The following is an 18000-nucleotide window of genomic DNA, read 5'->3' on the forward strand; positions in this document are numbered from 1 at the left end:
GATCAGTCCTTGAACATGCGACGTGCGGCCTTCGCGCGGCGGCGCATCATGAGCCCGCCAAGGCCGCCGACGACCGCTGCCGCAATCAGCAGCGCCACGTGGTCGGGCTCGCTCATCAGGTGCAGCAGCGCGTCGCCGGCACTGCCGTGGTGTTCGCCCGGGTGGGCCCATGCGTAGCCGCTCCACGCCAGCGTCAGGGTCATCAGTGCCTGCATCATTGCGGTGCTCCTTCAAGGAAGATTGAATCGGTTCGGAATGTGTTCTGGGGGCGAGCCGGGCCAGCGCTCAGCCGGCGCCCGGCGCCTTGTCCAGCGGGCCCTGCACGCGGCCCTTGAAGCCATACACCCGGCGCTCACCGGCCAGCGCCACCAGCGTGACGGTGCGCATCTGGCCGGGTTCGAAGCGCACTGCGGTGCCCGCCGCGATGTCCAGCCGGTAGCCGCGCGCGGCGACGCGGTCGAACAGCAGCGCGTCATTGGTTTCGGCGAAGTGATAGTGCGAACCGACCTGCACCGGCCGGTCGCCGCTGTTGCGCACGTCCAGCGTGAGCGTGGGGCGGCCGGCATTCAGTTCGATGTCGCCGGCGGCGACCTGCATCTGTCCCGGGATCATGTCCAGTCCTTCATGTCAGCCGGAACGCGCACCAAAACGGTAATCGCGCCCGGGCCTGGTGCTGTCGTCGGTTGCGGTGATGTCACCGCGCCGGTCGAGCATTTCGCGCACCAGCAGCAGGCTCACCAGCAGTTCCTCGTCGTCGGCGCGTTCTTCGATGTCGGCCAGCGTGCGGGTGCGGTAATCGAGATCGGTGCGCAGCGCATCGAGGTTCACCGATTCGCCCAGGCTGCGCCGCACGCCCAGCTTGAAGCGCGCGAGGCGGCGCGCCAGTTCCATGTCGTCGTCGCTCATGCCGCCCTCACGGTATCGGGTGATGGACGGTGACCAGCTTAGTACCGTCCGGGAAGGTGGCTTCGATCTGGATGTCCGGAATCATGTCCGGCACGCCTTCCATGACGTCGTCACGACTGAGCAGCGTCGTGCCGTGGCTCATCAGTTCGGCCACGCTGCGGCCGTCGCGCGCGCCTTCCATGATGGCGGCGGTGATGTAGGCCACCGCCTCCGGGTAGTTCAGCTTCAGCCCGCGTGCGCGCCGGCGTTCGGCCAGCAGCGCGGCGGTGAAGATGAGCAGCTTGTCCTTTTCGCGCGGAGTCAGTTCCATCGTGCGGTCGGTCGTTTCAGGTGTTCCAGATGCGCGGTGTCTGCGCCGGTCGTCCGGCCAGGGCCGGGCGGATGAGCGACCACAAATGCACGAACCATGCCCGCGCCGCCTGGGTGCAGTCGCCGCGCCAGCGCGCGACCAGCAGATGAGGCAGGCGGGTGACGCCGCCGTGACCACCGGGGTCCGGCAGCGCCCGGCAGGCGGCGAGCAGCGCGTCGTCGGCGTCCAGGCCGGCGGCGATCAGCGTGCCGAACACCGGTGCGCCGGCCAGTCCGGCGGATGACGCCTGCAGCGGCGCGTCGCCGGCGATGCGCGCCTGTTCCAGCCAGACGGTGCGGCCGCCCAGCCGGATGCGGGTGTCCAGCGCCAGCCGGCCGCTTCGGTAGCGCTCGCCGCTGGCAGTGCGGCCCAGACACCACAGATCCATGCCGATGAAACGGCCGCCTGCCGCCAGATCGACGCAGGTCGAGGCGCGCGCGCGCGCGCCGTCGAACACGATGGCTTCCTGCGGCAGCCACTCCAGCAGCCCGTCAGCGGCCACTCGCAGCCGCTGTTCCGCCTGCGCCAGCGGGCCGGCGCTGCGGTACCACTTGGTCGCGCCGGGCGTGGTGAGCAGCGCGTGGGCACCGGGGCCGACCTCGACATCCACCTGCAGCCGGTCACCGCCGGCGATGCCGGAGGGCGGGTGCAGCAGCAGCGTGTGGCACACCGACGGGCCTTCGGGGTAGAGCGCCTTCTGCACCCGCAAGGGGCCGCAATGTGCGCGATGCGCCAGCACGGTGCGGTGGTCGAGCGCGCGGTAGGCCAGACTGAGGGAGGCTGGCCAGCCGGCATCGGTGCCGGCGGTGTCGCTGGAAACAGGGGCGGGCGTCATGGCGCGGAAGTCGTGGAGGCGGGCGGAACCGTGGGCCCTTTCCGACGGACAAAGCACGTCGTGTGCCGCACGCATCCGCGAGGTGATTCCGCATGAAGCGCGTTGTCCCGTCCAGCTCATTCCTGCTGCTGTCCAGCATCCTGATGGCGACCCCAGCCGCCGCGGTCGATACCGTGCCACCGCCCGGCCTGCTTGACCGGGTACCGGCGGCGGCGCGCACCGTGTTCCAGGTCTATGCGAAGTCCGCACGCGGTACCGCGACCGGTTCGGCGGTGGTGGTCGGGCCGGGGCTGCTGGCCACCAGCTGCCATGTGCTGAACGACGCCAGCCGCGCGGTGGTGGTGCAGACCGGCGAGGCGCTGCCGGTGACGCTGGTGGCGGCAGACTGGCGGCGCGATCTGTGCGTGCTGCAGTCGGACCAGATCGATACCCGCGCCGCACCGCTGCTGCCGGCCAGCCAGCTGCGCAAGGACGATCTGGTGTTCAGCCTGGGCTTTACCGCCGGCCGCTTCGCCTATGACCTCGGCCGCGTGAAGCAGCTGTATGCGATGGACGGCAGCCGGGTGCTGCGCGGCAACGCCGCCTTCGCCGCTGGCGCCTCCGGCGGCGGGCTGTTCGACTCGGAAGGGCGGCTGGTGGGCATCCTCACCTTCTACAAGCTGAGTCCGGACCAGACCATGTTCTTCGCGGTGCCGGCGGACTGGGTGCCCGAGGTGCTGGCCGCCGGCATACAGCCGCGCACTGCCGACAGCCACCCGTTCTGGGCTGACCGCAGCGACATCCGGCTGCCCTTCCTGCAGGCGGTGCAGTACGAATACGAAGGCCGCTGGGACGCGCTGGCGCAGTACGCCCAGGGCTGGCTGGAGCGCGAACCGTCGGCAGCGGAAGCGCGCGACACGCTGGAACAGGCGCTGGCACGGGGCGCATCGGCGCCCTGACAGGCGAGCGCCTCAGGGCCGGCCGTCAGCGCGGCAGGTGCACCCGGTAGAGGCCGCCTTCCAGCCTCAGGGCCGGCCCGGTCTGTCCCAGCGGCTGCCAGGTCAGCGCGCGGGTCTGCGGGTCGTAGCCGATGCGGCGCGTGCCGCCGTCGGGCGAGGCGGCCAGTGGCGAGGCCTGCAGCTGCGCCGTCACCCGGGCGTCGTCCGCGCTGTCGCCCGTCAGCAGCAGCGCTCGCTGCAAGGCCACCAGGCGGACCACCGCCCGGGTGTCGTACAGCCGCAGCTGGTAGTCGCCGAAATCGATGCCGCTCACCGCCAGCAGCATGCGGCCGACCGGGTTGTACAGCAGGCGCGACAGCGCGTAAGGGTCGGCCGGGCCGGCGAGAAAGGTGGTCTGGGCTGCCTGCAGCGCGGCCAGCCGCCGTTCTGGCGGCGCGGCCAGTGCGGTGGTCTGCGCGTCGACATGGGCTGCCCAGTCGTTCAGCGTGGCGTCCGGTTTGTAGAAAGCGGGCAGCAGCACGGTTTCCAGCGGCGAGCGCGTTGCGTTGTGACCGGCCACCTCACCGCTGCGCAGTCGATGCAGCGTGGCGGCGGTCCAGGCGGCCTCGCGGCGCTGCGGGCCGCGCAGATCGGTATCCACATCCACTTCGGTCAGCAGTGCGTCGATCTCCGCGTCGTCCTTCAGGCTGTCCGGCCAGCGCTGCTGCCATTCGCCCAGTACCAGCAGATGACTGCGCAGCAGACTGCCGGCCACCATGGACTGGATCAGCGTGGCGTCCGGCGCTGCCAGCAGTCTCTGCAGGAAGCGGGTCTGCAGCGTCAGCCTTGCCAGGGCGCGCGCGTCGTCACCGTTTTCCAGCGCCAGCGTGGCGTCGGCCAGCCGCAGGCGCAACAGCCCGGCGAGCGGGCCGAAGGCGGTGACCGGGGCGTCCGGGTGATTGATCTGCTGGGTTTCGAAGCGCGGCTGGGCCATCACCGCATCGAGCCGTGCCAGCAGTTCGCCGTGCGTGGCGACCAGTGTGCTCACCCGGTCGGCGTCGCCCAGCCAGCGTTCGATGCAGGGCTGGCGCAGTGGGTCGCACAGCGCGCCGGTGTCGGGCAGCGGCAGCGCGTCGGCAGGCAGATCGGTGCGGTCGTTCGGAGCGGCATCGGTGGCCGCGAAGCGAGCGCGCTGGGCGGCCAGGCGGCTGCGGCCGAAGGCGGCGTAGTCGCTGCCGGCCGGGGCGCGCAGGCCTTCCAGCAGCACCGCGCCGTTGCCCTGTTCGGGCGGTGCCGGCGGCTCGGTCAGCAGCGCGCGGGCGGCCGGTGACAGCGGTGCGTCCGGCAGCAGCCAGGCGACCGCCACCAGCAGCAGGAGGAGGGCGATCAGTCCGCCGGCGAGCAGGCCGGCGACGCGCAGCAGGCGTCGCGCCAGCGGGCGATGGGAGGTAGAAGTCGGGCGGGACATGACGGCAGGCTCAGGGATGACCCGCGCATTGTAGGCGAGCGGGCGGGCCGGTCGCCCGGCTGGCGATGCCGTCAGCCGGACAGGCCGAAGCGCCGCTGTATCGCGCTCACTTCGCCGATGCAGCTGGCGAGCGCACTGACACAGTGCGCGTCCAGCTGGCCGGCGGTGCTCATGCGGCCCAGTTCGGCCAGCGCCTCGTCGTTGCTCCAGGGGCGCTTGTACGGCCGTTCGGCGGTCAGCGCGTCAAAGATGTCGGCAATGGTGACGATGCGCGCTTCCATCGGGATGTCGTCGCCGCGCAGTCCGCGCGGGTAGCCGCTGCCATCCAGCAGTTCGTGATGGCCGCCGACGATGTTGCGCAGGATGGCGAGATAGGGCGTGGCCACCAGTCCGGCTTCCTGCATCACTTCGTCGATCAGCTTCACGCCCAGGTCGACATGGGCCTGCATCTGCAGCCGTTCGGGGTCGGTGAGCCGGCCCGGCTTGAGCAGGATGCTGTCCGGTATGCCCACCTTGCCGATGTCGTGCAGCGGCGAGAACAGGTAGAGGTGTTCGATGAATTCGTCGTCGAGCCGGTAGTGTCGGGCTACCCGCTGGGCGATCAGCCGCACGTAGCTGGACATGCGGTCCAGATGGCGACCGGTTTCGATGTCGCGCAGATGGGCCAGGCCGCGTGCCACCTTCACCATGCCTTCGACCGCGTGCGACAGATTGAACACGTTCAGCACTGACAGCCGGCACAGCTGCACATAGATCTGCAGGTCTTCCGGCAGCCGCCCGTCGAAGGCACCGGGCTTGCGCGAATCGAAGAACAGGAAGCCGAGCAGCGTACCCGACTGGTACAGCGGCACCGTGTAGCTGCTGCGGTAGCCGCGCCCGAGCAGCCACAGCGTGTGCTCGCCATGCGGCGCCGGCAGCTGGGTGAGGTCGTGGATCACCCGTGTTTCGTGACGCGAGGCGAGTTCGGCCAGCGAGGGCACTTCGGACAGCGGGCGTTCGTACAGCGCCAGCGGGTCGGTCACGTCGCTGGAATTCACATAGGTCTTGAGCAGGCCGTGGCGGGCGTCGTACAGCGCGATCGCGATGCGGTGCACCTGCGGGTGGTGGTGGCGCACCTGGGCGTGCAGCCAGCGCATCTGCTCGTTGAGCGAATTGCCGCCGTCCTCGTCCAGATGTTCGTAGCTGACCTGTTCTTGCATGGGTGCATGTGCGATGCCCGGAAGGCACCGGCGTGGCGAGCGAAGTGGCGTGTAAGGGGACATAACGTCCGGGCCGATGCCGGCTTGAACGTTTGCGCCTGACTGAGGGCGAATCAGCCTACCTGATGGCGTGTGAAAAAGTCACTCGTTTTCTGGTGCGGGTGTCGGCGGCAGGTCTTCCGGCCGGTCGATGTCGCGCAGCACTGAATCGTCCGGGCTGTCGATCCGGTGCAGCGAACCGCTGCCCAGCAGTTCGCGTGCGCCCTGGTCACCGTTCAGCGCGCACAGCGCGGCGCGGTGGGCGGCGCCAAAGGCGACCGGGTGACCGCGCCGGCCGGCAAACGCGGCCGCGGCGATGTCGTCCGGTGTGCGCACTGCGGCGGCCACCGCCCGGATCAGGTCCGGCGCGAGCCAGGGCATGTCGGCCAGCGCCACCAGCCAGCCATCGGCGCCGGCGCTGGCCCGCACCGCGTCAGCCAGTGCGTGGCCCATGCCGCCTTCGGCGCCGGTGCTTTCCAGAACTTCGCAGCCGGCGTCGCGCAGCACGGTTGCAAGTGCGTGCTGACCGGGGCGGATGACCGCCAGGCTGCCGGGCAGCGCGGCGCACAGCGCCTGCGCCGCATGTGCGGCCACGCAGCGGCCGTCCGCCATCGGCGCCAGCAGCTTGCTGCGCTGGCCGTCCGGGTCGAAGCGGCGGCCGTAGCCGGCGGCCAGCAGGATGCCGCGCATCGTCATCGCGGTCGGGTACGGCGTGCCGGCTCGCCGGGCGGAAGACGGAGGGGGTGCCGTCCGCCCGGCGGCCGTACGCCGTTCGGGTGCGCGCCGGTGGGCGCGCGTGTCAGGTGGGATTGATCGCGCACGACGACAGCGTGTCGGCGGCAATGTCGAGCGCGGCCTTGGCGTCACGTACGTTGAGCAGACTGTCGGCGGCGGCGCCGTTCTTCATCGCCACCAGCTCGGCGGCGATCGATACCGCGATCTCCGCCGGCGTGCGGCTGCCGATGTACAGACCGGCCGGGCCGTGCAGACGCTCGATCTGCGCTTCGCTCAGATCGAATTCCTTCAGCCGTTCGCGCCGTGCGTCGTTGTTGTGGCGGGAGCCGAGCGCGGCCACGTAGAAGGCGGGCGACTTCAGCGCCTCCATCAGCGCGAGGTCGTCCAGCTTCGGGTCATGGGTCAGCGCAATCACTGCGGTGCGCGCGTCCGGCTGCATCGCGATCACCAGATCGTCCGGCATGTCGCGGCTGAGCACGGTGCCCGGCACATTCCATTCCTCGCTGTATTCCTCGCGCGGGTCGCACACGGTGACCGCGAAGTCGAGCGAACTGGCGATGCGCGCCAGCGCTGACGACAGCTGGCCGGCGCCGATCAGCAGCAGCCGGTAGCGCGGGCCGAACACGCTGATCAGCGTATGGCCGTCGAAGTGCAGGCCCTGGTCGGCATGACCGGTGTGCAGCGTCGCGCGGCCGGTGGCCAGATCGAGCCGGCGGGTGGCCAGTTCGTTGCGCGCCAGCCGGGCCAGCAGGTCGTCCAGCGCGCCGGCGTCGGCCAGCGGCTCCAGCACCAGCTGCAGCGTGCCGCCGCAGGGCAGGCCGAAGCGGCGCGCCTCGTCGGCGGTCACCCCGTAGCTCACCGTGTGCGCATCGCGCGGCAGACCGTCGCGGCGCAGCCGGTGGATGAGGTCGTCCTCGATGCAGCCGCCGGACACCGAACCGACCGCGCGGCCGTCGTCGCGCAGCGCCAGCAGCGCGCCGGGCGGGCGCGGCGACGAGCCCCAGGTGCGCACCACCGTCGCCAGCATGACGCGGTGGCCGGCGTTCAGCCAGTCGCGTGCGCGGGTGAGGACTTCGAGATCGAGACTGTCCATGGATGGCTCTCCGTGAGCCGCGAACGGTACGCCGCCGGTCAGGCCGCGCACCGTCCGCGACAGATCATGCCTGCAGCTGTTCGCCGATCGGCAGCGTGTGGATCGTCTTGCCGGTGGCGGCACGCAGCGCGCTCGCCAGTGCCGGCGCGAGCGGCGGCACACCGGGTTCGCCGACGCCGGTGGGCGCAGCGGCCGATTTCACGATGTGCACCTCGACCCTGGGCATTTCGTTGATGCGCAGCACCGGGTAGTCGTTGAAGTTCGACTGTTCGACCAGGCCGTCCTTCAGCGTGATCGAGCCGGTCAGCGCGGCGGCCAGCGCGTAGCCGATGCCGCCTTCCATCTGCGCCTTCACCACGTCCGGGTTCACGACGACACCGCAATCGACCGCACAGACCACGCGGTCGACCTTGAAGCTGCCGTCCTTCTGCACCGTCACCTCGACCACTTCGGCGACGAAGCTGTTGAACGACTCATGCACCGCGACGCCGCGACCGCGCTTCGCCCCGTCGGCGGCCGGGGCCAGCGGCTTGTTCCAGCCGGCCTTCTCGGCCGCCAGCTTCAGCACGCCGGCGTGGCGCGGGTGCTTCTTCAGCAGTGCCAGGCGGTAGGCGACCGGGTCCTTGCCGGCGGCCATCGCCAGATCGTCCAGGAACAGCTCGGTCGCGTAGGCGGTGTGGGTCGAACCCACCGAACGCCACCACTGCACCGGCACCTTCACGTCGGCATTGGTGGTGTGCAGGTCTACGTTCAGGTTGGGAATGGCATAGGGCAGCGTGGCCGCGCCCTCGACCGAGGTCACGTCGATGCCGTCCTTCACCAGCACCGGCTCGAACGGCGACCCGGCGATGATGGACTGGCCGACGATGCGCTGCTGCCAGGCCACCGGCATGCCCTTCGCGTCGAGCGCCGCGCGCACGCGGTGCAGGTAGATCGGGCGGTAGAAGCCGCCGCGCATGTCGTCCTCGCGGCTCCACACCAGCTTGACCGGTGCGCGGCCGTTGATCGCCTTCACGATCTGCGCGGTTTCCAGCAGATAGTCGGATTGCGGGTTGGCGCGACGGCCGAAGCTGCCGCCGGCATACACCATGTTCACCTTCACCCGGTCGGCCTCGATGCCGAAGGCCTTGGCGATCGCAAACTGGTCGGCGGTGTGCAGCTGTTCGCCGTTCCACACCTCGCACTGTCCGTTCTCGAACTTCATGACGCAGTTCAGCGGTTCCATCGACGCGTGGGCGAGGAAGGGGAATACGTATTCCGCCTCGAACACCTTGCCGGCCTTGGCCAGTGCCGCTTCGGCATTGCCGTCGTTGCGCGCCACCAGGCCGGCCTTCTTCGCGCGTTCGTGGTAGTCGGCCACGATGGCGTCGCTGCTGCCGCGGTAAGCCTGCGATTCGTCCCACTCGACCTTGAGCGCGTCGCGGCCCTTCTTCGCGGTCCAGTAGTCAGAGGCGAGGACGGCCACGCCATTCGCAATGACGACCACGTCCGCCACGCCCTTCACCGCGCGTGCCGCCTTGTCATCGACCGATTTCACGCGGCCGCCGAAGCGCGGCGGGTGGGCGACCACGGCGACCAGCATGCCCGGCAGCTTCACGTCCTGCGTGAAGATCGCGCGGCCGGTGGTCTTGGCCAGGCTGTCGACGCGCGGTGCGCTGCGGCCGATCAGGTTGAACTGCTTCGGGTCCTTCAGCTTCACGCTGGCGGGCACCGGCTGTTTGCCTGCGGCTTCCGCCAGTTCGCCGAAGCCGGCCTTCTTCCCGCTGGGGGCGTGCGACACCACGCCGTTCTTCACCGTGATCTGCGATGCCGGCACCTTCCACTGCGCGGCGGCGGCGCCCACCAGCATGGCGCGGGCGGTGGCGCCGGCACGGCGCATCTGTTCGTAGGAATTGGCGATGGCGGTGCTGCCGCCGGTGCCCTGCGCCTTCCAGAACAGATTGCCGTAGCGCTTGGCGTCGGCCGGCGCGCCCTCGACCGTCACGCGCGACCAGTCGGCGTCCAGTTCTTCAGCCACCAGCGTGGCCAGGCCGGTGTAAATGCCCTGGCCCATTTCGAGGTGCTTGGACACCACGGTCACCGTGCCGTCGGTGCCGATGCGCAGGAAGGCGTTGGGCGAGAACTCGCCGTCCACCATTGCGCTGCCGGCGTGGCCGGGGCCGCCGGTTTCGGCCAGTGCGACCGTCGGTGCGACGACGGCGAGCGCCAGGCCGGCGCCGCTCTTCAGAAAGCCGCGGCGGGTGGTCTGGAATGCGTTTTCGATGCGGAAATTCATCTGTGCGCTCCTCAGGCCAGGGACTTGGCGGCTTCGTGGATGGCCGCGCGGATGCGCACGTAGGTGGCGCAGCGGCACACGTTGCCGCTCATCGCAGCGTCGATGTCGGCGTCGGTCGGCTTCGGGTTCGAAGCCAGCAGCGCAGTGGCCGACATGATCTGGCCGGACTGGCAGTAACCGCACTGCACCACGTCCAGCTTCTGCCACGCGGCCTGCACCGCGGCGCCCACCTTGGCTTCGCCCACCGATTCCACGGTGGTGATCTTCTTGCCCTTCACCGCCGACAGCGGCGTCACGCAGGAGCGCGTGGCCTGACCGTCGACATGCACCGTACAGGCGCCACACATGGCGATGCCGCAGCCGAACTTGGTGCCGGTCATGTTCAGGCCGTCGCGCAGCGCCCACAGCAGCGGGGTGTCGTCCGGCAGGTCGACCGCGACGTCGCGGCCATTCAGGTTGATCGTTGCCATGGTTGAGCCCTCATCGATGGCGGTCGGGCCGCCGGTGGTGGATGAAAATCGCGGGCAGGCCCGCGTTGAAATGGATATCTGTCAGGCGCTTCTGAGCTGACCGGAGATCGGCAGCGTGCGCACGCGCTGGCCGGTGGCGGCAAAAACCGCATTCACCACGGCCGGAATCGCCACCGAGGTGCCGGGTTCGCCTACGCCGCCCGGCGACTCGGCGCTGGGCACGATGTGGACGTCGATCTGCGGCGCTTCGTTCATCCGCATCATGCGCACGTCGTGGAAATTGCTCTGCTGCACGCGGCCGTCGGCCAGCGTGATTTCGTTCCACAGCGCCGCGGTGAGGCCGAACATGATGCCGCCCTCCATCTGCGCGACCACGGTGAGCGGATTGACCGCGAAGCCGCAGTCGATGACGCAGGTGACGCGGCGCACGCGCACTTCGTTGTCCGCGTTCACCTCGACTTCGGCGACCTGCGCGATGTAGCTGCCGAACACGTGCATCAGCGCGACACCGCGCCCGGCGCGGCTGCCGGCCGTGGTCTTCAGCGGCGTACCCCAGCCGGATTTCTGTGCCGCCAGATCGAGCACGGCGCGCGTGCGGGCATCCTTGATCAGCGCCCGGCGGTAGGCCACCGGGTCCTGCCCCGCTGCGGCGGCCAGCTCGTCGATGAAGCCCTCGACCACGAAGCCGTTGCGGGTCGGTCCGACGCCGCGCCAGAAGGCGGTCGGCACGGCCGGCGGCTCGACCTGCTGGTACTCGACCCGCATGGCCGGAATCGCGTAGGGCAGTTCGACCGCGCCATCGACCGCGTCCGGATCGACACCGTCCTTGAAGGCGGGCGGGAAGAAGCGCGCCATGATGGATGAACCGGCGACGCGGTGCGTCCACGCGACCGGCATGCCCTTCGCATCGAGTGCGGCGCTGATGCGGTCGAGGTAGGGCGGGCGGTACATGTCGTGCTGGATGTCTTCCTCGCGCGACCACACGATCTTGACCGGACCGCGCACCTGTTTGCCGATCGCCACCGCCTGGGCGATGAAGTCGACTTCCAGCCGGCGACCGAAACCGCCACCCAGCAGATGATTGTGGATGCGTACCTGTTCCGGTTTCAGGCCGGCCGTCTGCGCCGCCACCGCCTGCGCGATGCCCGGCACCTGGGTGCCGACCCACACGTCCAGGCCGTCGGCTTTCAGCTCGACCGTGCAGTTGATCGGTTCCATCGTCGCGTGCGCCAGCATGGGCTGGCGGTAGACGGCGTCGATGCGGCGCGCGCCGCTCTTCATCGCGGCGTCCGCGTCGCCGGCCTTGTGCGCGATCGCGCCCGGGCCTTCCGACGACCTCTCGAGCTGGGCGAAGATCTGCGCGGTGTCGAGCTTCGCGTGCGTGCCGTCGTTCCAGCGCGGGCTACAGGACGCCAGCCCCTGTTTCGCCGCCCACATATTGTCGGCCACCACCGCCACCGCATTGTCGAGCTTCACCACATGACGTACGCCACGCACCTTGAGCGCGGCCGCCTCGTCGACACTGGCCAGCGTGCCGCCGAACACCGGCGACGCGGCGACGGTGGCGATCTTCATGCCGGGCAGTACGACGTCGATGCCGAAGCGGGCGCTGCCATTCACCTTGCCGGCGGCGTCGATGCGCCGCACCGGCTTGCCGACCAGGCGGAAATCCTTCGGGTCCTTCAAGGTGACTGTGGCAGGTACCGGCAGCGTCGCCGCGACGTCGACCAGTTCGCCATAGTTCGCGCGGCGTCCGCCGGCGGCATCGATCACCGTGCCGTCGCGGGTGGTGAGCGTCGCCGCATCGGCATTCCATTTCTTCGCTGCCGCCTGCACCAGCAGCACGCGCGCGGTCGCGCCCGCTTCGCGCATCGGCTTCCAGGCGCCGCGTATCGAGGTCGAGCCGCCGGTGATCTGGGCACCGATGAGGGGCTCGGCATATTTCGGGTCGGGCGGCGCGTGCTCCAGCTTCACCGCCTCCAGCGGCACATCCAGTTCTTCTGCGATCAGCTGCGGGATGGCGGTGTAGGTGCCCTGGCCCATTTCGACCTTGTGCATCACGAGCGTGACGACGCCGTCGCGGCCGATGCGGATGAAGGCGTTCGGTGCGAAGCCGCCGGCATCGGCTGCCAGCGCGCGCGCGCCCGGCAGGTTCAGCTCGATCAGCAGGCCGCCGCCAGCGGCTGCGCCCAGCTTCAGGAAGCTGCGCCGGCTCAGGCCGGCATGCGGGGCGGTCATGTTCATGGGAATCCTCCGTGCAGCGGAAGCGGGGTGGGCGAACACGGCGAGGCACCGGTGCACTCGTTCGCCGCAACAGGGCATGCGCAGCCGTCGCGCATGACACGGTACGAAACATAGACGCTTTGTTTTTTTAGATCGACTGGGTAATCTTTCAAGACTTATGAAGCCAAACTTCAAGATTGATCCGGCCCTGCTGCCAGCCTTCAGCGCCTTCGAATGCGTTGCGCGCCACGCCAGCTTTACCCGCGCGGCAGCCGAACTGGGCGTGTCCGCCTCGGCGCTGTCGCAGTCGGTGCGCACGCTGGAACAGCGGCTGGGCGTACGCCTGCTCACCCGCACCACGCGCAGCGTGTCGCTGACCGAAGAGGGCGAGCGGCTGTACGACGGCGTGCGGGTCGGGCTGGACGAATTCGGCGCCGCGCTCGAAAGTCTGGCCCAGTCGCGCGGCCGCGCCACTGGCACGCTGCGTATCAACATGCCACGGCCGGCCTATCGGGTGCTGATCGCGCCGCATCTGGCCGGCTTTGCGGTGCGCCACCCGGACGTGCAGCTCGAATTCGCGCTGGACGATGGACTGGCCGACATCGTTGCCGACCGCTTCGACGCCGGCATGCGCATGAGCGACATCATCGAAGCCGACATGGTGGCGGTGCGCATGGGCGGGCCCAACCGCATGATTACCGTGGCTGCGCCCGACTATCTGGCGCAGCGGCCGGCGCCGCGCACCGTGGACGACCTCGGTCGCCATGAGTGCGTGCGCTACCGCTATGCCTCCAGCGGCCGCACCATGCGCTGGATCTTCCAGCGCGACGGCCGGCCGCTCGAAGTTGAGGTCGATGGCCGCTACATCGTGAACGACGCCGATGCCGAGATCGATCTGGCCCGGCGCGGACTGGGCATGGTGCAGACGCTGGAATCGCTGGTGGCCGACGATCTGGCGGATGGCTCGCTGAAGGCAGTGCTGATCGATGACGCGATGCCGATGTCCGCCATCCATCTGTATTTCCCGAGTCGGGCGCAGATGCCGGAGCGCCTGCGCGTGTTCATCGACTACTTCCAGGCGGTGAACGAAACCACCCCCCGGCGGCCCTGAACACCGGCGCCGGGCTTGTCGCCTGGCTTTACAGCGACCGGCGCCACCGCACGCAAGTGACTGACGCAACATGAGGTAAGGCAGCGGAATGGATCTTGCTACCTGAGCCCGGTCTGGCTGCGGCATCGATACGCTGTGGCCACCCCGTACACCCGGAGATCCGTTCGATGAAGCCGTTCAGCCCGATCCGTACCCTGTGCCTCCTGTCCCCGCTCCTTTCCTTTCCGCTGTTCGCGTCGGTTGCGAGCGCCGATGACAACCTGCTCGCCAACGGGTCGTTCGAGGCGCCGAATTCAACGGTGCCCTATGCCTATTACGACGTAGGCTCCACCGCCATCACCGGCTGGACCGTGGTGGGTGGGCAGGTGCAGCTGACCGACGGCAACGCGTCCGGATTGCCGGCCAGTCACGGCGGCCAGTGGATGGATCTGACCGGCTCGGTCGGCTATAACAAGGGGCTCGTATCCGACGCGGTGAGCACCGTCGTCGGTCGCACGTATGCGCTGTCCTTCGATCTGGGCAACTATCTGGCGCCCGGATTCGGCACCTCCACCCTGTCGGTCAGCATCAATGGCGGCACGCCGCAGCTGTTCACCAACCTGGCCGGCGCCGGCGGCGGCATGGACTGGGAACGCAAGACGCTGAACTGGGTGGCCGATGCCGGCAGTGTCCGGATCACCTTTCTGGGTGTCGCCAACGGCGCCCTGAGCAATGACTGGGGCATTGGTCTCGACAACGTGTCGCTGGCCGCGCTGCCGGTGCCGGAACCCGAAGGCTGGGCGATGCTGCTGGCCGGACTCGGGCTGACCGGCATGCTGGCGCGCCGCCGGGGCTGATCGCCCGCTGTCGTCATCCAGCACCCAGTACGCGCCGGATTGCGTCGTCCAGCGCAGCGCCGTCGCGTACCGCAAGTCCGCTGCCGCGGGCGAATGCCCGGTGCAGACCGGATGCGTCGGCCGAACCGAACTGCAGGGCGCAGGCCTGCACGCCGGCGCGCCGGGCTTCGCGCACCGCCTGTTTCAGGTCTTCCAGCAGATAGTGCGGGTCGTGCACGTCGATGTCGTGCGGTTCGCCGTCGGTGAGCACCACGACCGCCGGTCGCATGCCCAGCGGGTGCGCGACCGCGTGCCGCAGCGCAGCGCCGATCCGGGTCGAACCGTGGCTGCGCAGGCCGGCGGCGCGGGCGCACACGCGTGCATCCAGCGCACCGTCACGTTCGTCCTTCAGGCGCTGCACCCGCACGCGGTGCCGGGTGTCCGAGGCGAACGCCCACACGCGGACGATGTGGCCGTCACGCTGCAGCGCATGCGCGGCGAGCAGTGCCGCGTCGCGCAGATGGTCGAGCAGCGGCCGGCTGTCTGCGCAAGGCAGGGCGGTGGAAGCGGACGCATCGATCAGCAGCAGCACGTCGCGCCCGCTGTCGTGCGGGCGCGGTGCGCGATAGAGCCTTGAAGGCAGCCGGGTGCGTGTGCGCAGCGCGATGCCGGCTTCGATCAGTGCGTCAGTGTGCAGGGCTTCGCCGTCGCGCTCGCGGCCGCTGCCCGGGCGACCGGCGTGCCAACGGCGATCCGGCCGCGTCTGCCGCGCTGCGGACAGCAGCCGTGCGCGCAGCGCGCGGGCGTCGGCTTCAAGCGGCCGGCTTTCGATCACCGTGCACCAGTCTGGCCGCAGCCGCGCGATCAGGCGATCCCATTCCGGATACTTCAGCATGCGCAGCGGTGCTTCCGACCACAGCGCAGTAGCGCCGCATTCGCCCTGGTCGGCGCCGCCGGTGGCCTGTGGCGGCGGCCGGTCGGCGCGCTGTTCGTCCTCGTCACTGCCGCCATGGCTGTCGGCGTCCTCGCGTTCCAGCGGCGTGGCCGATGGCGGCAGGCTGTCGTCGGCGATCCAGAGGTGGTGATTGTCGTCGCGGTAGGCCGGTTCGACGCGCCAGCCGGCCGGATTGAAGGGCAGACGCATCTGGCCGATGTCGTGGCCGAGCAGCGAGGCCGCGTCGCGCAGCCTGTCCGGCGTGTCCAGGGCGAGCTGTCCGTCGGGTGCGAAGAACAGGCGACGCACTTTGGCGATCCAGGCGTGGCCGTCAGCGTGCGCCGGGTCGAACAGTGCGTGCGCCAGTCGTGCGAGCAGCGCATCGAAGCCCATGCCCCAGCTTGCATCGGCGACATGGAAGGGCGACCACAGCGTGCGCAGGCCGGGCAGGTCCTGCATCGCCAGCCAGTCCACGCGGGCGTCCTCCAGCGTTTCCAGCAGCGCGCGCTGTATCGGTTTCAGTTTCGCGCGCGGCTGTGGTGCGCTGCCATGCACGAGATGAGCCGCTGCATGTGCGGCGCGGGCACGGGTGAGTTGCGCGCCGTCCGGCGGCAGATGCAGCACCGGTCGTGTGCCGGCGCGCGACAGGATGGCGCGGGGGCGGTCGTCGTCCGTGGCGAGCACGGCGAGCCGCGGCTGCACCGACCACAGCGCATCCAGATAGATGCCAAGTGAGCGGCTGCCTGCCGGCGCGGCTTCAGGCGATGCAGGCATCGACCATGGCGGCCAGCGCCTGACCGACTTCCGGGTCGTCGGTCAGCGGTACCGCGACCGCCTGCAGGCAGGCGGCACGCGGTGCGCGCCCTTCGGCGACCAGCAGGCCGGCGTGGATGAGCATGCGGGTGGAGGCACCTTCGTCCAGTTCGTCACCGGCCAGCCGGCGCGTGCGTTCGGCCAGCGTCACCAGCTGCTGCGCAGTCGCCGCGTCGACGCCGGATTCGTGCATCACGACAGCCGCTTCGCGCGCCGCCTCCGGGTAGCCGAATTCGAGTGCGGTGAAGCGCTGCCGCGTGGACGCCTTCAGCGTCTTGTGCACGCCGTGATAGCCGGGGTTGTAGGACACGACCAGGCGGAAGTCCGGGTGCGCGTGCAGCAGTTCGCCGGTGGCGGCCAGCGGTAGCTGGCGGCGCGCATCGGTCAGCGGGTGGATGAGCACCGTGGTGTCGGCGCGCGCCTCGACCAGTTCGTCGAGATAGCAGATCGCGCCGTGGCGCACCGCGCGCGTCAGCGGGCCGTCCTGCCAGCGGGTGCCGCCGGCGTCGAGCAGGAAGCGGCCGATCAGGTCGCCGGCCGACAGATCTTCGTGGCAGGCCACGGTGACCAGCGGCAGGCCGAGCCGCCAGGCCATGTGCTCGACGAAGCGCGTCTTGCCGCAGCCGGTCGGCCCCTTGAGCATCAGCGGCAGGCCGCGTGCGTGCGCGGCCTCGAAGGCGGTGATCTCGTCGCTGACCGGTGCGTACCAGGGTTCGTCCCGGACGCGCCAGTCGCCCAGCGCGTCGTCCGGCGCCACGGGGTCGTGCAGTTTCACTTGTGACCGACGGTGGCCGGATTGGGCAGGCCTTCGATCGGACACTCTTCGGTGCCGACCGTGTCGCGGGTGAAGGCTTCGACCGCCTTGCGCGTGCCTTCCGGATCGTTGATCCACTTCGAGTAGAAGTCGTAGGGGCAGGCCGCCACGCCCTTGTCGCCTTCGCGCGAATTGATCAGGCCGGTGTAGCCGCGGTGCAGCAGCTTGAACAGGTGGTTCTCCGACTGGCCGTTCTTGCGGAAGTCGCGGATGAGGCTTTTGGACAGCGCGGCGTACTGCATGCCCATCTCTTCTTCGCCGCATTCGCCCAGCGTGCGGCCGTCGAAGCCGACGATGGCCGAGTGGCCGAAGTAGGTGTAGACGCCGTCGAAACCGGCGGCGTTGGCGACTGCGACATAGACGTTGTTGGCAAAGGCCATGGCCTTCGCCATCGTCACCTGCTGCTCCTTGGCCGGGTACATATAGCCCTGGCAGCGGACGATCAGTTCGGCGCCCTTCATCGCGCAGTCGCGCCAGATTTCCGGGTAGTTGCCGTCGTCGCAGATGATGAGGCTCACCTTCAGGCCCTTGGGGCCGTCCGACACATAGGTGCAGTCGCCCGGGTACCAGCCTTCGATCGGCACCCAGGGCATGATTTTGCGGTACTTCTGGACGATCTCGCCCTGGTCGTTCATCAGGATGAGGGTGTTGTACGGCGCCTTGTTCGGGTGTTCCTCATGCCGTTCGCCGGTCAGCGAAAACACGCCCCACACCTTGGCCTTCCGGCAGGCCGCCGCGAAGATGGCCGTCTCCTCGCCGGGGATGGCCGAAGCCGTGTCGTACATCTCCTTCGAGTCGTACATGATTCCGTGCGTGCTGTACTCGGGGAAGATGACCAGATCGAGGCCGGGCAGGCCGGACTTCATGCCTACGATCATGTCGGCAATCTTGCGCGCGTTGTCCAGCACCTCGGCCCTGGTGTGCAGGCGCGGCATCTTGTAATTGACGACCGCGACGCCGACCGTGTCCTTGCTGCTCGAAATGTCCCCGTGGTGCATGAGTGG

General features: G+C 69.5%; 18 protein-coding genes. 3 read left to right on the forward strand and 15 right to left on the reverse strand.

Translation table 11 applies throughout. The features are described from left to right. Positions 1-2: 2 nt before the first annotated feature. The 5 genes from METUNV2_RS0101145 to METUNV2_RS0101165 form a co-directional block, all read right to left on the reverse strand. Positions 3-218, reverse strand: coding sequence for a hypothetical protein (locus tag METUNV2_RS0101145; RefSeq protein ID WP_018227679.1), 216 nt, complete (start codon positions 216-218; stop codon positions 3-5). Positions 219-285: 67 nt separating this feature from the next. Next, the gene (locus METUNV2_RS0101150; protein WP_018227680.1) at positions 286-612 is read right to left on the reverse strand and encodes an urease subunit beta; all 327 of its coding nucleotides are present in this window, start codon (positions 610-612) and stop codon (positions 286-288) included. A 15-nt stretch (positions 613-627) separates the two neighbouring features. After that, positions 628-906 (reverse strand): hypothetical protein, encoded by a 279-nt coding sequence (locus tag METUNV2_RS0101155; protein WP_018227681.1) that lies wholly within the window; start codon positions 904-906, stop codon positions 628-630. 7 nt (positions 907-913) lie between these two features. After that, positions 914-1216, reverse strand: a complete 303-nt coding sequence (locus METUNV2_RS0101160) for an urease subunit gamma (RefSeq protein ID WP_018227682.1) — start codon at positions 1214-1216, stop codon at positions 914-916. Positions 1217-1232: 16 nt separating this feature from the next. Then, a complete protein-coding gene (locus tag METUNV2_RS0101165; RefSeq protein ID WP_026187769.1) occupies positions 1233-2090 on the reverse strand; it encodes an urease accessory protein UreD in 858 nt (285 codons plus the stop codon). A gap of 92 nt (positions 2091-2182) precedes the next feature. Between METUNV2_RS0101165 and METUNV2_RS0101170 the strand changes: the two genes are divergently transcribed. Then, positions 2183-3028: a S1 family peptidase gene (locus METUNV2_RS0101170; protein ID WP_018227684.1), complete on the forward strand. Its 846-nt coding sequence runs from the start codon at positions 2183-2185 to the stop codon at positions 3026-3028. Positions 3029-3053: 25 nt separating this feature from the next. Here the strand turns inward: METUNV2_RS0101170 and METUNV2_RS0101175 are convergent, their stop codons facing one another. The 7 genes from METUNV2_RS0101175 to METUNV2_RS0101205 all read right to left on the reverse strand — a co-directional run bounded on the left by METUNV2_RS0101175 (position 3054) and on the right by METUNV2_RS0101205 (position 12530). Further along, positions 3054-4475, reverse strand: coding sequence for a hypothetical protein (locus METUNV2_RS0101175; protein WP_018227685.1), 1422 nt, complete (start codon positions 4473-4475; stop codon positions 3054-3056). Positions 4476-4546: 71 nt separating this feature from the next. Next, on the reverse strand, positions 4547-5674 hold the full coding sequence (locus tag METUNV2_RS0101180) for an HD-GYP domain-containing protein (RefSeq protein ID WP_018227686.1): 1128 nt from the start codon (positions 5672-5674) through the stop codon (positions 4547-4549). Positions 5675-5815: 141 nt separating this feature from the next. Continuing rightward, positions 5816-6403 carry a nucleotidyltransferase family protein gene (locus METUNV2_RS0101185; RefSeq protein ID WP_018227687.1) on the reverse strand — a complete coding sequence of 196 codons (588 nt, stop codon included), beginning with the start codon at positions 6401-6403 and terminating at the stop codon, positions 5816-5818. 109 nt (positions 6404-6512) lie between these two features. After that, positions 6513-7541 (reverse strand): XdhC family protein, encoded by a 1029-nt coding sequence (locus tag METUNV2_RS0101190; RefSeq protein ID WP_018227688.1) that lies wholly within the window; start codon positions 7539-7541, stop codon positions 6513-6515. Between the two features lie 64 nt (positions 7542-7605). Next, positions 7606-9816 carry a xanthine dehydrogenase family protein molybdopterin-binding subunit gene (locus METUNV2_RS0101195; RefSeq protein WP_018227689.1) on the reverse strand — a complete coding sequence of 737 codons (2211 nt, stop codon included), beginning with the start codon at positions 9814-9816 and terminating at the stop codon, positions 7606-7608. Positions 9817-9827: 11 nt separating this feature from the next. Continuing rightward, positions 9828-10286, reverse strand: coding sequence for a (2Fe-2S)-binding protein (locus tag METUNV2_RS0101200; RefSeq protein WP_018227690.1), 459 nt, complete (start codon positions 10284-10286; stop codon positions 9828-9830). Positions 10287-10367: 81 nt separating this feature from the next. After that, entirely contained in the window at positions 10368-12530 is a 2163-nt protein-coding gene (locus METUNV2_RS0101205) for a xanthine dehydrogenase family protein molybdopterin-binding subunit (protein ID WP_018227691.1), read from the reverse strand. 157 nt (positions 12531-12687) lie between these two features. On the opposite strand from METUNV2_RS0101205, the gene METUNV2_RS0101210 reads away from it, so the two are divergent. Both METUNV2_RS0101210 and METUNV2_RS18775 read left to right on the forward strand, forming a co-directional pair. Further along, complete coding sequence (locus tag METUNV2_RS0101210) at positions 12688-13620, forward strand: LysR family transcriptional regulator (RefSeq protein WP_018227692.1); 933 nt, start codon at positions 12688-12690, stop codon at positions 13618-13620. 167 nt (positions 13621-13787) lie between these two features. Continuing rightward, positions 13788-14456, forward strand: a complete 669-nt coding sequence (locus tag METUNV2_RS18775) for a DUF642 domain-containing protein (protein ID WP_018227693.1) — start codon at positions 13788-13790, stop codon at positions 14454-14456. 13 nt (positions 14457-14469) lie between these two features. Here the strand turns inward: METUNV2_RS18775 and METUNV2_RS0101220 are convergent, their stop codons facing one another. From METUNV2_RS0101220 to METUNV2_RS0101230, 3 genes are read right to left on the reverse strand one after another with little or no spacing between them, the layout of a single operon-like run. Continuing rightward, entirely contained in the window at positions 14470-16143 is a 1674-nt protein-coding gene (locus tag METUNV2_RS0101220) for a nitric oxide reductase activation protein NorD (RefSeq protein WP_018227694.1), read from the reverse strand. Further along, positions 16127-16957 carry a CbbQ/NirQ/NorQ/GpvN family protein gene (locus METUNV2_RS0101225; protein ID WP_018227695.1) on the reverse strand — a complete coding sequence of 277 codons (831 nt, stop codon included), beginning with the start codon at positions 16955-16957 and terminating at the stop codon, positions 16127-16129. Before METUNV2_RS0101225 ends, METUNV2_RS0101220 begins: the two co-directional genes overlap by 17 nt. Further along, entirely contained in the window at positions 16954-17994 is a 1041-nt protein-coding gene (locus tag METUNV2_RS0101230) for an aliphatic amidase (RefSeq protein WP_018227696.1), read from the reverse strand. Before METUNV2_RS0101230 ends, METUNV2_RS0101225 begins: the two co-directional genes overlap by 4 nt. Between the last annotated feature and the right edge of the window lie 6 nt (positions 17995-18000).

The organism is Methyloversatilis universalis EHg5 (assembly GCF_000378945.1).
Lineage (GTDB): Bacteria > Pseudomonadota > Gammaproteobacteria > Burkholderiales > Rhodocyclaceae > Methyloversatilis > Methyloversatilis universalis_A.